Origin of the sequence: Shewanella basaltis, from assembly GCF_023283885.1 — a bacterium.
In the GTDB taxonomy this organism is placed as follows: domain Bacteria; phylum Pseudomonadota; class Gammaproteobacteria; order Enterobacterales; family Shewanellaceae; genus Shewanella; species Shewanella basaltis.
On sequence record NZ_JAKILA010000001.1, the window covers coordinates 234,885 to 248,313 of the forward strand.

Here is a 13,429-nt window from a genome sequence, read left to right on the forward strand (position 1 = left end):
AGTCATTTGCTAAAGACACTGTTTTTTACAACACACTTACCGTGAATAATAGCCAGCATTAAGCAACACCCATCCATATTATTTACACCGAGGAACACATCATGCCGTTAGCCCTACTCGCATTGACGCTAAGCGCCTTTGCCATCGGTACTACCGAATTTGTCATTGTGGGATTACTGCCCACCATGGCACACGACCTTAATGTTTCATTGCCCTCAGCAGGTTTACTTGTCAGCTTGTATGCCCTAGGTGTCGCCATTGGCGCACCGGTATTAACCGCACTGACAGGTAAATGGAATCGTAAACATGTACTGTTAACCATAATGGCATTATTTGTGGCAGGCAATGTATTAGCCTGGCAAGCCCCAGGCTATGAAACCTTAATTGCCGCGCGCATTATTACCGGGTTGGCTCACGGGGTGTTTTTCTCTATTGGCTCAACCATTGCGACCGGGTTGGTGCCCAAAGAAAAAGCCGCCAGTGCCATTGCGATTATGTTTACCGGCTTAACTGTCGCATTGGTGACAGGCGTGCCATTGGGCACCTATATTGGCCAAACATTTGGCTGGCAAGCCACCTTTTTAACGGTAGCACTGCTAGGCTTAATTGCATTGATAGGCAGCAGTTTATTGGTACCAAACAATTTACAACAACCTGCGGCCACCAAAATATCAGCGCAACTTAAGGTATTAACTCAGCCACGATTATTATTAGTGTATGCCATTACCGCATTAGGCTACGGCGGCACCTTTGTCGCGTTTACATTTTTAGCCCCCATTTTAGAGCAAGTGTCTGGCTTTGAGTCTCATGCGATTGGCCTAATCATGTTGGTTTACGGCGTGTCAGTGGCTATCGGTAATATTTGGGGCGGAAAAATGGCCGACAAGTTAGGCCCAATCAAAGCGCTGAGTATTATCTTTATCGGTTTAGCCGCCATTTTAGTGGTATTTAACTTTACTGCGGTTAACCCTATTGCAGCGGTTATTACCATTTTGGTGTGGGGCGCATTTGCATTTGGTAATGTGCCAGGCTTACAAGTGTATGTGGTAAAACTGGCACATGTGCACACCCCTAACGCAGTGGATGTAGCCTCTGGCCTCAATATTGCCGCATTTAATGTGGGGATTGCACTGGGCGCTTGGGGCGGAGGGATAATTGTTGAACAAGCCGGCTTAATGCATACTCCCTGGGTTGGCGCGGTGATTGTATTATTGGCATTAGCGTTAACCCGCTACAGTGGCTCGCTAGACAATAAAACCAATAGCACTGCAGTATCTCAGGCAACGGCATAATAGATATTTCTGAGCTAGAACTCGTTAACTCAAGGGCATGGTTTATGCCCTTGAGTATTTTCAGTTCTACCTAACTTAATCCCCAATCAATCTTAGGCAAATGCTCAATAAACCATTCAAAGCCTCGGCCTTGATGATCTTTATGCCAGGCAAGATACAAGCTCTGGTTAGGCCGTGGAATTGAGCATTGTTTTTCAATTAGCTCACCACTGTCAAAATAGTACTGCACCATGTGCCGCGGTAAAAAACCAATCCCCAAACCTTGGCGCTGGGCCGCTATTTTGGTTTCCATGGTGTTCACTTTAATCACTTGCTTGGTTTTAAACAGGCCACTGCTGCGTGTCGGCAACACTTGCGCGGTATCTGCCACCACAACCGAGGCATATTCGGTAAGTTTGTCGGCTTCTAATATGCCATCAACAAAGGCCAATGGATGATGCGGCGCCACTGCAAATACAAATTCAATCTCGCCTATTTTGTGGGTTTGAAATACACCCCGAGGTAATTCGCCTGAAGCGCCAATCACAATGTCGGCGCGGCGACTGTGCAGTGCATCCCAGCCACCCCCAACAGCTTCCACATCGATACTAATATCTACTGAGTGTTCGAGCTGATTAAATTGCTCGATTAACTGAAACAGCGGTGCTTGCGGAATAACCGTATCGCGCGACAACCTAATTTCAGTTTCCCAGCCCGACTCTAACTGCTGTACAGAGTCAATGAGTCGATTAGTGGCCAACAAAATATCGCGACCATGCTCTAACACTAATTTACCCGCAGGGGTGAGCTGTGCCCGTTGTTTGCTACGGTCAAACAACGCCGTACCCATGTCGTCTTCAAGTTTTTTGATTGTGTAAGTTAATGCTGACGGCACGCGGTACAGTGATGCCGCAGCTGCAGCAAAACTGCCCTTGCGCTCAATGGCGTCCAAGGCCCGTAGTGCATCGATGGTAATCGCTTGGTGCATAAAATTATCCCTATTCAAAAAAATTGAACTATCACCTCAGTTTATTCCGATTTTTTATCCAATCAAGTCTCAATATACTCCTTATCAATCGCTGAGATAGGCTAAATAAGCCCTTTATCAGTCATCACAGAATAGTTTAAAAATATTGAGGATAAATACCATGAAAGCACTCGTTAAACACATTACCCACTCTACGGCAGGCGTTAACACATTGGCATTGCGTGTACCGGTGGGGATTATTTTTATGGCCCACGGCGCCCAAAAATTATTTGGTTGGTTTGGCGGTTACGGTTTAGAAGGTACTGGACAATGGATGGCATCGATTGGTATGGAACCAGGTGTGCTAATGGCCTTTATGGCAGGCAGCGCTGAGTTGTTTGGTGGCTTATTTATTTTACTCGGTTTACTGACTCGCCCAGCCGCTGTTGTACTGGCTTTTACCATGGTGGTTGCCATTGCCAGTGTGCACTTAAGTAACGGCTTGTTTATGTCTAACAACGGTTATGAGTTCGCTTTGGCATTATTAGCCGCCAGCGTGTCATTGGCGTTATCAGGCTCAGGAAAAGTCGCGCTAGACAACGCGTTAACCCGTCGATGGGCTAAGTAACCTGAGCTCGGGATAACAAATGCCTTTCAAACAGTCCTTTGCCCTGCTCACTGCGTTGAATCGACTTACAATAGGCTAGCTATTGACGCGTCAATTCGCCTTGTTAGCAGAACAAATGACAAGCTTGAAAGTAAGAAATTTGTAACCTGTTGATTTTAAATAGTATAAGTTCATCCCTTATCCCGAGCTCAGGTTAAGTAATTTCAGTGCTAATGAGCAAACCTACATTTCGATAATACCAATCAGATCCAAACACACATCTGATTGGTATCAAGCTACATTAAGCGTTAGGAGTACATCATGATCACTTTACGCCCAGCAAACGAGCGCGGTACCGCCAATTTTGGTTGGTTAGACAGCAAACACAGCTTCTCATTTGGCCGTTATTACGACCCAGAGCACATGGGCTTTTCAGCCCTGCGAGTCATTAACGATGACAGCGTAGCCCCCGGTGCAGGCTTTGCCACTCACGGTCACCGCGACATGGAAATCATCAGCTATGTGCTGCAAGGCTCAATAGCCCATAAAGACAGTGAAGGTAATGTTGAAGTGTTACCCGCAGGTGAGTTCCAGCTTATGTCTGCCGGCAGCGGCATTACGCACAGTGAATACAATGCATCTCAAACCGACCCATTAACCTTTTTACAGATTTGGATCCAGCCCAATACCTTAGGTAGTTCGCCGGGGTATCAGCAAAAAAACTTTGGCCAGCCAGTAGGATTAACCCCCATTGCCACGCCAACAGGTGAAAATGGCACCCTGCACATAAAGCAAAATGCCACCCTGTCACAACTGATTTTAGCGCCGAATTCACAGCTGACGTACACCATTGCTGCCGGGCGAAAAGTGTATGTGCATCAAGTCGCAGGAGAGCTGATGGTCGAGTCGCAAAGACTCGCGGCCGGTGATGGTGCAAAAATAACAGAGCGACACACTATCACCTTTAAAAATGAACTAGACGACCAGTCTACTGCACTGCTGTTTGATTTGCCTTAATACCAACACTCGTGATGCCTGCAATAACAACATTGCAGGCACTTAAGCTGTTAATTCACAAGTGGATTGCTCAGGTTATCAGTAGTCGCCATCGGCTTTGCATCTTTTAGCTTTAGCGCACTATACACACCAATAACCGCCATAAAGACCATTGCCACTTGCACCCCAATTACCGCAGTAAAGCCATTTTGCCACAGAGTGATCATTTGCTCGGCAAACATCAGCCAATCGGCTATCAATGTTGTTAATAGCAATGCACTGGTAAGCAGTAATAAGCGGCTAATATGACGTTTAATATTGCCAATGTTAATACTCACTAACATGGTCGCTAACAAAGCCACGACAAAACAACTTACAAGCCAGTCACCGCGAGCCGTTAAGGTGGCAGGCAATAGTCGCTCGCATAAAAACCCAACAGCGGTAGCGACAATAATGCCGCCACATCCTCCAATAGTGATGGTGCTTGCAATGGCAATGCTGCGTGGCGAAGAATGGCGCTGTGCACGACGTTGATTAATCCACAGCATATTGCCTGCAACAATCATTGCACTGACTGCCATCGCTAAAATAAAGTATAAAATGCGCACATCCATGCCGGCAAAATCACCAAAATGCAATGTCACTAACACATCACGCCCCTGACGAAATACGTTGTATTGCTCGGCATTAACTTTATCGACCACGGCACCGTTGGCGACACGATAAGTCACTTCGTCACGCTGAGCAAAACTGGCAGTATCAGTGCCACGCACTTGCACTAATGCATTGTCAGCACCGTAATGATGAAAAATCACATTGCGTAACTCAAAATTGGCTTGTTGTTTGGTTTGCTCAATCAAGGTAAACGCATTGTCCATTGCCATCGGGGTTTTACTGCGCGGCTCAACCACCCGCTTAAAACCCGCATCATTAAACAAGGCTTGTTGATCGCCCTGATAAATAAACGTCACAAATGCCAATTGAAACACAATGGCTAAATTGAGCACCAATCCACTTAAGGCATACATTACTGTAAACGGTAGCGACATGACGCCCACCACAGTATGTAAATCCAATAAATGATCGCGCCGCTGCTTATCTATTCGATACTGAAAAAAATGCTTAAACAGTTTACGTGCATGAATAAACACCCCTGACACCAGGGCAAACAAAAACACTAATGTGACAATCCCGATGAGGTAACTTCCACCAGGTAAATGAAGGTTGTAATGCAATCGATAGATAAATTGCGACAACAAAAAGTCATCTTTACCGGCTACTGTTTCACCGGTTTTAGGGTCAACCAAGATCGGAAAAGACTGGCGTCCGCTGTCAGTTGTTGGGTCAACCACTTCGAGATAAAAAATATAGTAAGGCACTAATGCAGTGGGCATGTTTATTCTAAAGCGCCCGTCTTCAGCAACAGGATATTCAGCCATTTTTTGTTTAACTAGGCTGCCAAGTGGCAAATCTTGCTGACTGCTTTGCACCGGATGATGCGGCGTAATTGCCCATTGCGCCACTTCGTCATGGAACAGGGTAATCGCACCCGCCCAAAATACGATAAACAACAATGGCGAAATGATCAGCCCAAGCCAACTGTGGGCTTCGACCAGGTTTTTAATCACTTTATGCGGTGAGGTAATGCGAGGATTCATTGAGGACTTCATTAATAAACAGGAATATAAAACAACAACACATTGGCAATGGCGGTTACAACAAACCACTTGCCACATACCATACTGGCCGCTTTGGCATTATTGCGGCTGTAACAATAAATCATCACGGCCACCCATAAGCAAAAACCCAGCATCATTCCGACAAATAATTTGGTATCTGCCGCAAAGGGCAACAAACGAAAAAGCAACAACGCTAAGCAGACGGCCAGTAATAACCCCCAAACAAAGGCTGCAAAAGACTTAAACCACATTTGATTAACCTTACCGAGTCTTACTTAACACCAACCAGCATAATACTGACAAATAAAGCAAAACCTAATGAGCTCACCCACATACTACGGCCCTTAAAGTGTGCAGCTAACAACACCATCATTATCCACATGGTCATGACACAAATGATCACTAACAAACAAGACACCAGCACACTGTAGGTATGGCTAAATCCCCATGCTGAAAATAGCATGGCTGCACACCCTAGACTCCAGGCAAGCAGTTTAGGAAAAGGCAGGCTAATAAGTTGCTGCTTATCTGAGGCTAAATAAGCAAACAAACACCCAACCCATAAAGAAGAAACGCTAATGAGTTCCATAATCATCCAACCAATAAATGCAAATGATAACAATTTTCATTTATTATTATAGGCTGAACATATTTTTACAAGAAAATATTGAACATGAAGAAGTAAATTTAGCATTGTTGGCGATTAATACCCCTAAATATCGCAAAAAACCATGCCATAATTAACACGCTAGCTTTGCTCACACGGGCATATAACTCAACAATAAAATCAAATAGCGCTATTCATTAGCCATTTTTTGTAAAAACTCCAGACGCTGCATTTCTTGTTCGTCTGGCTGCCAAGGCTCGTCAGATAACTGCTGTACGGCAAATTCCCCTAAGTTGTAGCTGGGCTCATTACTACTACCATAACGAGTTAACTCACCGGGTACCGCTGGGCGTCGCTCTAGCACAAAACTGCCTAGTGTAAACTCACCGTCCTGATCTGGTAACACGCCCTTATAGGCTTTCAGCGTTATCTCAGCAGAACCTTCTGACAACTTTTCAGATTGAGTTAGCAGGGCAACAGGCTGCTGATTAGCCGCATACAAATTGGCGCGAAGCCGATAATAACCTGCTTTTTCAACCTCTAACTTTACTGGGATTACCATGTCGTGCCCTTCAGCATGTACTGCACCTACCCCGGTGACTGTCGCTGTTGGGTAACTGTATTCAATACCCGTTGTTAACGTTTGCTTTTTACCTTTGGCGCTAAAAGTCACATTCACCGCCATTGGGCCATCCCATTGCGGTGTGGCATCAAGTCGCACTGTCCACTTACCGTCACCATCTAGGGCCATATCAGCCTCGGCTAACCTCTCAGCGCCAGCGTCCATTTCACTATAAATAGAAGCGCTAACCTCTGTTGCCGTTAACCCATTAACCTCTAGCATGATTGTGACAGGCTGAGGAAAACTAAAGCGATACTGAGGCATGATAATACTCGCGCTGGCGCCTCCTTCTAATAAGACAGGCTGAGACACATAACGATTTGGGTTAAGGATATGAACATCATCAACCCCAATCGGTAACGAATAGGCTGGCAAGCTCAACTCTTTTGCATACGCTTGCGCAAGCAATGAAAAACGCTCGCTCATCGACTCAGGTAACGTTTCTTTAATGGTTACTTGCTTAGGTGCCATCGGCTTTACCACCTTAGATGACGAAGTCGCAATTGCAGCTTGCACCGACGTATCAACCTGAGCCAGCGTTGGTGCTGGCTCAGACGAAACATACCAATATGCAGCACATCCACCAAGCAAGGCGACAACTGAGACAACTTTTTTATGCTTCATCGATTTGCCCATATTGAAGATAAATTAATTTGCAGCCTGATATACCAATGACGACATACTGGTTTTGCTCGAATTACTCACAACTCTATAACGCGAACTAAAAACCCACCAGCCACGTTTTTCATCATAAGTGGTAAATTTTATGTTGTCGCCATTTAAGTATGCCGAGCTATTATTGGCAGTAGTGACTTCGTCTTTGGCACTGCTGCCAATGGTGTCGTTGTGGCTATATCCCTCACTCATCAACATAGGATAATGATAAGGCATAAATGCACTTGGACCGCTTACCGAGGTTAACTTACCGTCAAACGCAACACTGCGTGAACAACTGTCATAACTGGTTGCAGAAGCCGCACCACAACTAGAATGGCTTGCGACCACACCGTCATCTTCACCCGGCAAAAATGCCCCAGTGGCCCCTAAAAAGTCAGAACCTGCGCCAGCAAAGCGTAAGCGTGGTACTCGGCTATCTGGAAACGCTGCCAATTGACGCGCGGTATTTACCCGTAAATCATTTAACACCCCAATGTTAGATGATGACGGTGTCGCACCAAGCCATAACGATACCGCGAGTTTGACCGTGGAGTTAATTAAACCAGAACCATTGGCGACGTTTACTGCAAGATCGGCTAATTCCACACCACCACCAGCGCCCGCAAAGTCAAATGTTGCCACAATATTTAGGGGCTGTAAGCCGGCATTTTGTAACCACAACGCCTGGTTATCAATAATGTAACGAGTCACTAAGTCGCCCGTTGAGTGAGACACAAATATACAACCACTGGCACAGGTGCCATCACGCGACATTTGTTGTAATTTAGGCCATACATACTGGCTGGTAATTTTATTAGCAATACGCTCTTGCGAAGGCCAATCAATACGCTCGTCGGCTCTATCGCGCCAATATTGCGCCCAATAATCAGCACCATTATTGCTCACCTGCGCCCCAACAGGTTTGCTTTGTAAGTTGTCAGGCTGAAAACCGTGCACTAATACCACTGGGTAACCACCAACGGCCGCTTGCGCTGCGCCGCTGAGTAAGCCTGCTAACAATAAGAAAATCGATTTTTTCATGGGTTGTCCTCATATTTTTATCTGTAACAGCACCAACCAGGCTGTTAACCATTTTTTATAATTTTGTTATCAGATTTATACATCTTGTTACAACTGAGCACTCAACATAGAGCAGATAAAAAACAATGCAAGCCCTAAAAATGGTGTGTTTACTGGCTTTTCATCCAAAATATTCAGCACCTTGTTTAAATTGCGAGCGTCTATTTTTATCAGCATGAGTGAAAGGATATGTAACAAGGTAATGAATAAGCCACATGAATATCGGGTTAGGTTACTCAGCTGTTTTAAGCTTTTACTCCAACTATTTTCATCATCAACACAATTTATTGCCATTAAGGCGTATAAACATCTTAACCACTGCGTTTTACCCTATTTAAGCCGGTAAAAATGCGCTAAACAGCCGTCGATTTATGCCTATAATCAATTGATGGGCTAAGTAGACTTACAATGGATTGACACAATATGACTGTGACGGCTAAAAAAATGAAACGATTAGGTTTGTGTATCCTAATCACTTTATGCTTTTCAAATGAACTTTTTGCCGATACGTTAGAGTTGGCAACGCTTGAGTGGCCGCCTTTTTCAGGAAGTAACCTGCCAGAAAACGGCATTAATGGCCAAATCATTAGCCAGGCATTGAGCTACGAAAACCACACATTAGCAATTGCTGTTTTTCCTTGGAATAGAGCATACAGAACCGTTAAAACAGGCCAAACATTAGGCTATTTTCCTAAATACCTAAACCCGTCAAGTGAATTACTGTTTTCAGACGCTATTGGTGTTAGCCCAATAGTGCTACTTGAACGCAAAAATCACCCCATTAAATGGCATGTTGTCAGCGATTTAAACCGATACACATTAGGGGTCATCAACGGTTTTATTAATACTGAAGAAATCGATGAAATGATTTTAAATGGCAGCCAGCCATCCGAGACCGCCAGTGATGAAAAGCAAAACATCTTAAAATTGGCCGCTGGGCGTATTGATGCCATTTTAATCGATGCCCATGTTTATCAATATTTAGCATCGACCGATCCGCAGGTGGCAAACGTCGCCCAGCGCTTGCAAATCAACGCTAAGATTATCGAACATAAAAGCTTACACGTGGCTTTTATTGACAATCCGCAAGGAAAAAAATGGCGCGACATCATCAATAATGGTTTGGCTAAGTTCGACCCATTAGCCATGCAAGAGGCGTTATTACCATTTAAAAACAGGACTGTTGATTAAATAAAGGGGGCATATTTACGCCTAGCGTTGATACTTCATCCACAACGTGTAAAAAACCGCATTGCACACTGAATTACTGTCCATTTTACCATCTCTATCGCAGTCTGAGCCGGTTAAAGTCTTCATCACATCTGAGCCATACTTTGCGATATCGTCAGCTTCAGGTGCCACAAACACGGTGACTTTAGGCGAGTCCTCAATAAAGTCAGCGACATTGTGATAAGACAAAAACATTTCTTTAGAAATAATATGACTAATATCGCGTATCGGTAATTCTGCCGCACTCACAACCACAGACATCAGCAACAACACTGCACTTACACACGCATTAAACACTTTCACTTTGCTCTCCAGCACTGAGTCACACACAACAGCGGCCTGCCACAATTAAACATCAACTAACGACCCCAATCTTCGTCCAAAATATCTTTTCTTTTAGCTTCATACTCTGCGGTAGTGAGCAAACCATCAAGATACAACTGCTCCAAGTCACGCAACTTTTTGGCAAAATCATGACTATTTTTAACGTTGACCGATGTGCGAGCTTTAGTAACCTCAAGCTGCAAATCATGATCAGTTTCTTCATGATGCAAACTTTTATTTGAAAATACTGAGTTTCGATAAGATTGATAAGCCTGCGCGCACACGCCGACTACCCAAAAAACCAAAAAGACTTTACCTGCGCCGTGCATTTCTGAAAAATCAAATGCCATAAACACCACAATCAGCATACCAAGACTAATAAAAAGCCCCACAGTAGAATTGTACTTAGACTCTTTTGTTTTTGATGTACCACGTAACCTCATTTACCGCTCCCTTTTATATTGTCCGAGCTACGCCATATTCAGTAGAGTATTTGTTGCCTGAGCTAACCGTGGATTACCTTTGGCCGGCTATGCAACGTAGTGCAATCAGTACGTTGAGTTAGGTGTGCTTTCAGGGTTAATGTCGCCGTATACTTCTTCTGGGTCGACATCATTAATCAATAACATCTCTCTTACGGTTTCAATATGATCTAATGTGTTTTGGTAATTATCACCATACTCATACTTGGTGACTTCTATTGCTTTTGGCATATAGGTAAAGGCAATTTTCAATGCCTGTAATGCTGATTCACTCATTTTATCACTCATGCCACACTCCTTAATGTTCAACGCTCATCGACACTGATTTGCACATCACCATACTGCGAAACTGATCCTTAATCCATATTTTACAAAGGCGTAATTTAAATAACCTGAGTTCGGGATAATAAATGCCTTTCAAACAGTCCTTTGCCCTGCTCACTGCGTTGAATCGACTTACAATAGGCTAGCTATTGACGCGTCAATTCGCCTTGTTAGCAAAACAAATGACAAGCTTGAAAGCGAGAATGGGTAACATGTTGATTTTAAATAGTATAAGTTCATCCATCATCCCGAACTCAGGTTAAATAATGACTATTTTTTGCGTCTTTAGGCCCACTGATACGTCTTAATCAAAAACGGCTGAACACAGTCTTAATACACTATGGTATTAAACCAACCTCCAGTGTATTTTTCGCTCACAGAACATACCGATATCTGTCAGCCTCAATCAAATATTTACTTTGATAATCAAACAACATAAAATCGATAATTATTTGGCAATCAAACTAAGATATTATGAACAATATTGCAGCAAAATATACCCATCACCACAATTTTGCCTCCGTTAACGAGCAAAATGTCAAACGCACATGGTATGTCCTGATTATTACTGTCATCACCATGGCTGTTGAGGTGGTAGCCGGCACCTTATACGGTTCAATGGCGCTGCTCGCTGATGGCTGGCACATGGGTACACATGCTGCGGCGTTTTGTATCACACTGTTTACCTACAGTTATGCCAAAAAACATGCACAGAGCGACAAGTTCTCGTTTGGTATTGGTAAGGTGGGCGTACTTGGCGGCTATACCAGCGCAATCGCATTAGGGATTGTGGCAATCATTATGTTAGCCGAATCGGTGCATAGATTATTGTCACCCGTTGACATTCAGTTTAACCAGTCGATTTTAGTGGCTATCATTGGGCTTGTCGTCAACATTGCCAGCATGTTTATTTTAGGCCACGACCATCACGGCCACGACCATTCTCATGATCATAGCCACAGCCACGCTCATCATGATGAACATGAACACCATGAACACCATGAACACCATGAACACCATGAACACCATGAACATCATAGCGGCCACGATCATAATCTCAAGGCGGCTTATTTCCATGTATTAGCAGACGCATTAACCTCTGTGCTAGCTATTTGTGCGCTGTTAGTGGGTAAATATCTTGGCTGGTACTGGTTAGACCCAATGATGGGAATCGTTGGCGCGGTGATTATTACTAAGTGGGCATTAGGCTTGATGAAACAAACCAGCCCGATTTTGTTAGATGAAAACATCGACAAAGCCTATCAGGCAGACATCATTAACACGATTGAAGATGAAAACACTCAAGTGACTGATATCCATATCTGGAAAATCAGTGCCGACCACTACTCTGCTTCAATTGCTGTTTGCACCAAGACAGATGCCAGTGCGCAATCAATTAAACACGCGTTACATAAGTTTGATAAGCTAAGCCACTTTACGATTGAAGTGAATCATTGCTGAGGCCATTTATGCATTCTTTGAATAACCTAATTATCGAATTTTACGACAAATTATCTTCTTGGGAACAATCGGTCGTTAAAGACACAGGCTATTCATTGGCGCAGGTACACACAATAGAAGTGTTAGGGTCTCACGGACCAATGAGAATGAAAGAATTAGCCGACAGGCTTGGTATTACCACGGGCACATTAACCGTTCAAATTGAAAAACTCGTCAATTTGGGTTTAGTGAGCCGCGCGGCACACGAAGACGATAGGCGTTCAATTTTGGTCGGGCTCACCAGCGAAGGCACTCAACTTCATGCACACCATAATCGTATGCATATGCAGCTCACCAAAGACATTACTCGCCACCTAGACAACGATGCGATTGATGTACTAAAAACCTGCTTTGAAAAGATGAACCGAGAGTTTTAACCCCGCACAGGCATAACCGCTATGCCTGTGCGAATCACATTAACATCATAAATCAGAGTGATGTTTAACGAGTTCAGGCCTGTATCACTCTTAAGATATCAATGCAGTAGCCATGTTTAGCCTTTTTCAATACTTAACAATGGATCAATAGTACCTTGCCAATCTGCTAACCTTGATTGGTGATTAAGCGGTACATTCCCGCCATTATTGATAAAAACCGTTGGCGTTGCCCAGACCGATTTTGTCGCTGCATAGCGGATCGGAGTTCTGGCTAAGGTGTAAATGTCACCGTCATTCATTCTACTGAGAAATTGTTGACGATTGATACTCATGCACTCTTCGGCCTTATCGGCAATGAGTTGCTGCAAATCATGATGCGTTTTATCGGTAAACGCAGCATTGTAAAACTCTTCCTGACGTTCATACAGGTATGTGGCAAAGCTGTAAAACCGCTCGGCATCACCATCAGCAAAAGCAAATAGTCCAAGGCTCATATCCCACGCTTGTCGATGATTACTTAGCGTTATTAAATGCACTTTAAGGTTGACCGAACTGTTGTTGTAATGCTGCATCACACTAAGCAACGTTGGCCACATCGCACGTGAATGGGGGCATTGAAGATCAATAAACGCATCTATGGTAATTTCAGCCGCTTTATCGCCACGCAGCACGCCGCTCGGGCGCAAAGGTATTGGTGTTGTCATAA

Annotated in this window: 16 protein-coding genes; 6 read left to right on the top strand and 10 right to left on the bottom strand. The window is 44.1% G+C overall.

Going from position 1 to position 13,429, the window contains the following annotated elements:
• The first annotated feature begins 101 nt into the window (after positions 1 to 101).
• Positions 102 to 1,292: an MFS transporter gene (locus L2703_RS01075; RefSeq protein ID WP_248969302.1), complete on the top strand. Its 1,191-nt coding sequence runs from the start codon at positions 102 to 104 to the stop codon at positions 1,290 to 1,292.
• Between the two features lie 70 nt (positions 1,293 to 1,362).
• On the opposite strand, the gene L2703_RS01080 is transcribed toward L2703_RS01075, so the two are convergent.
• Positions 1,363 to 2,259, bottom strand: coding sequence for a LysR family transcriptional regulator (locus L2703_RS01080; protein ID WP_248969303.1), 897 nt, complete (start codon positions 2,257 to 2,259; stop codon positions 1,363 to 1,365).
• Between the two features lie 160 nt (positions 2,260 to 2,419).
• Here L2703_RS01080 and L2703_RS01085 point away from each other — a divergent pair, with 160 nt between their 5' ends.
• Entirely contained in the window at positions 2,420 to 2,866 is a 447-nt protein-coding gene (locus L2703_RS01085) for a DoxX family protein (RefSeq protein ID WP_248969304.1), read from the top strand.
• Positions 2,867 to 3,166: 300 nt separating this feature from the next.
• The gene (locus L2703_RS01090; RefSeq protein ID WP_248969305.1) at positions 3,167 to 3,862 is read left to right on the top strand and encodes a pirin family protein; all 696 of its coding nucleotides are present in this window, start codon (positions 3,167 to 3,169) and stop codon (positions 3,860 to 3,862) included.
• A gap of 50 nt (positions 3,863 to 3,912) precedes the next feature.
• Here L2703_RS01090 and L2703_RS01095 read toward each other — a convergent pair whose 3' ends face one another.
• The 5 genes from L2703_RS01095 to L2703_RS01115 form a co-directional block, all read right to left on the bottom strand.
• On the bottom strand, positions 3,913 to 5,499 hold the full coding sequence (locus L2703_RS01095) for a PepSY-associated TM helix domain-containing protein (RefSeq protein WP_248969306.1): 1,587 nt from the start codon (positions 5,497 to 5,499) through the stop codon (positions 3,913 to 3,915).
• Between the two features lie 11 nt (positions 5,500 to 5,510).
• Positions 5,511 to 5,771, bottom strand: a complete 261-nt coding sequence (locus tag L2703_RS01100) for a hypothetical protein (RefSeq protein ID WP_248969307.1) — start codon at positions 5,769 to 5,771, stop codon at positions 5,511 to 5,513.
• Positions 5,772 to 5,791: 20 nt separating this feature from the next.
• A complete protein-coding gene (locus tag L2703_RS01105; RefSeq protein WP_248969308.1) occupies positions 5,792 to 6,109 on the bottom strand; it encodes a hypothetical protein in 318 nt (105 codons plus the stop codon).
• 208 nt (positions 6,110 to 6,317) lie between these two features.
• Complete coding sequence (locus L2703_RS01110; RefSeq protein ID WP_248969309.1) at positions 6,318 to 7,373, bottom strand: hypothetical protein; 1,056 nt, start codon at positions 7,371 to 7,373, stop codon at positions 6,318 to 6,320.
• A gap of 24 nt (positions 7,374 to 7,397) precedes the next feature.
• Positions 7,398 to 8,447 (bottom strand): hypothetical protein, encoded by a 1,050-nt coding sequence (locus tag L2703_RS01115; protein WP_248969310.1) that lies wholly within the window; start codon positions 8,445 to 8,447, stop codon positions 7,398 to 7,400.
• Positions 8,448 to 8,930: 483 nt separating this feature from the next.
• Here L2703_RS01115 and L2703_RS01120 point away from each other — a divergent pair, with 483 nt between their 5' ends.
• On the top strand, positions 8,931 to 9,677 hold the full coding sequence (locus L2703_RS01120; protein ID WP_248969311.1) for a substrate-binding periplasmic protein: 747 nt from the start codon (positions 8,931 to 8,933) through the stop codon (positions 9,675 to 9,677).
• Between the two features lie 21 nt (positions 9,678 to 9,698).
• Here the strand turns inward: L2703_RS01120 and L2703_RS01125 are convergent, their stop codons facing one another.
• From L2703_RS01125 to L2703_RS01135, 3 genes are all read right to left on the bottom strand, one after another.
• Entirely contained in the window at positions 9,699 to 10,019 is a 321-nt protein-coding gene (locus L2703_RS01125; protein WP_248969312.1) for a hypothetical protein, read from the bottom strand.
• Positions 10,020 to 10,075: 56 nt separating this feature from the next.
• The gene (locus L2703_RS01130; protein ID WP_248969313.1) at positions 10,076 to 10,483 is read right to left on the bottom strand and encodes an SHOCT domain-containing protein; all 408 of its coding nucleotides are present in this window, start codon (positions 10,481 to 10,483) and stop codon (positions 10,076 to 10,078) included.
• Positions 10,484 to 10,588: 105 nt separating this feature from the next.
• Positions 10,589 to 10,810, bottom strand: coding sequence for a penicillin-binding protein (locus tag L2703_RS01135; RefSeq protein WP_248969314.1), 222 nt, complete (start codon positions 10,808 to 10,810; stop codon positions 10,589 to 10,591).
• A gap of 510 nt (positions 10,811 to 11,320) precedes the next feature.
• On the opposite strand from L2703_RS01135, the gene dmeF reads away from it, so the two are divergent.
• Positions 11,321 to 12,307, top strand: coding sequence for a CDF family Co(II)/Ni(II) efflux transporter DmeF (gene dmeF / locus L2703_RS01140; protein WP_248969315.1), 987 nt, complete (start codon positions 11,321 to 11,323; stop codon positions 12,305 to 12,307).
• Between the two features lie 8 nt (positions 12,308 to 12,315).
• Positions 12,316 to 12,723 carry a MarR family winged helix-turn-helix transcriptional regulator gene (locus L2703_RS01145; protein WP_248969316.1) on the top strand — a complete coding sequence of 136 codons (408 nt, stop codon included), beginning with the start codon at positions 12,316 to 12,318 and terminating at the stop codon, positions 12,721 to 12,723.
• A 116-nt stretch (positions 12,724 to 12,839) separates the two neighbouring features.
• Here the strand turns inward: L2703_RS01145 and L2703_RS01150 are convergent, their stop codons facing one another.
• Entirely contained in the window at positions 12,840 to 13,427 is a 588-nt protein-coding gene (locus tag L2703_RS01150) for a DsbA family protein (RefSeq protein WP_248969317.1), read from the bottom strand.
• Positions 13,428 to 13,429 lie beyond the last annotated feature (2 nt).

What these genes read in the sequence shown, in the direction of transcription:
- L2703_RS01090 (WP_248969305.1), top strand. Translation starts at nt 3,167, where the DNA reads ATGATCACTTTACGCCCAGCAAACGAGCGCGGTACCGCCAATTTTGGT.
- L2703_RS01135 (WP_248969314.1), bottom strand. Translation starts at nt 10,810, where the DNA reads ATGAGTGATAAAATGAGTGAATCAGCATTACAGGCATTGAAAATTGCC.
- L2703_RS01075 (WP_248969302.1), top strand. Translation starts at nt 102, where the DNA reads ATGCCGTTAGCCCTACTCGCATTGACGCTAAGCGCCTTTGCCATCGGT.
- L2703_RS01150 (WP_248969317.1), bottom strand. Translation starts at nt 13,427, where the DNA reads ATGACAACACCAATACCTTTGCGCCCGAGCGGCGTGCTGCGTGGCGAT.
- L2703_RS01095 (WP_248969306.1), bottom strand. Translation starts at nt 5,499, where the DNA reads ATGAATCCTCGCATTACCTCACCGCATAAAGTGATTAAAAACCTGGTC.
- L2703_RS01105 (WP_248969308.1), bottom strand. Translation starts at nt 6,109, where the DNA reads ATGGAACTCATTAGCGTTTCTTCTTTATGGGTTGGGTGTTTGTTTGCT.
- L2703_RS01115 (WP_248969310.1), bottom strand. Translation starts at nt 8,447, where the DNA reads ATGAAAAAATCGATTTTCTTATTGTTAGCAGGCTTACTCAGCGGCGCA.
- L2703_RS01085 (WP_248969304.1), top strand. Translation starts at nt 2,420, where the DNA reads ATGAAAGCACTCGTTAAACACATTACCCACTCTACGGCAGGCGTTAAC.
- dmeF (WP_248969315.1), top strand. Translation starts at nt 11,321, where the DNA reads ATGAACAATATTGCAGCAAAATATACCCATCACCACAATTTTGCCTCC.
- L2703_RS01100 (WP_248969307.1), bottom strand. Translation starts at nt 5,771, where the DNA reads ATGTGGTTTAAGTCTTTTGCAGCCTTTGTTTGGGGGTTATTACTGGCC.
- L2703_RS01145 (WP_248969316.1), top strand. Translation starts at nt 12,316, where the DNA reads ATGCATTCTTTGAATAACCTAATTATCGAATTTTACGACAAATTATCT.
- L2703_RS01110 (WP_248969309.1), bottom strand. Translation starts at nt 7,373, where the DNA reads ATGAAGCATAAAAAAGTTGTCTCAGTTGTCGCCTTGCTTGGTGGATGT.
- L2703_RS01120 (WP_248969311.1), top strand. Translation starts at nt 8,931, where the DNA reads ATGAAACGATTAGGTTTGTGTATCCTAATCACTTTATGCTTTTCAAAT.
- L2703_RS01130 (WP_248969313.1), bottom strand. Translation starts at nt 10,483, where the DNA reads ATGAGGTTACGTGGTACATCAAAAACAAAAGAGTCTAAGTACAATTCT.
- L2703_RS01080 (WP_248969303.1), bottom strand. Translation starts at nt 2,259, where the DNA reads ATGCACCAAGCGATTACCATCGATGCACTACGGGCCTTGGACGCCATT.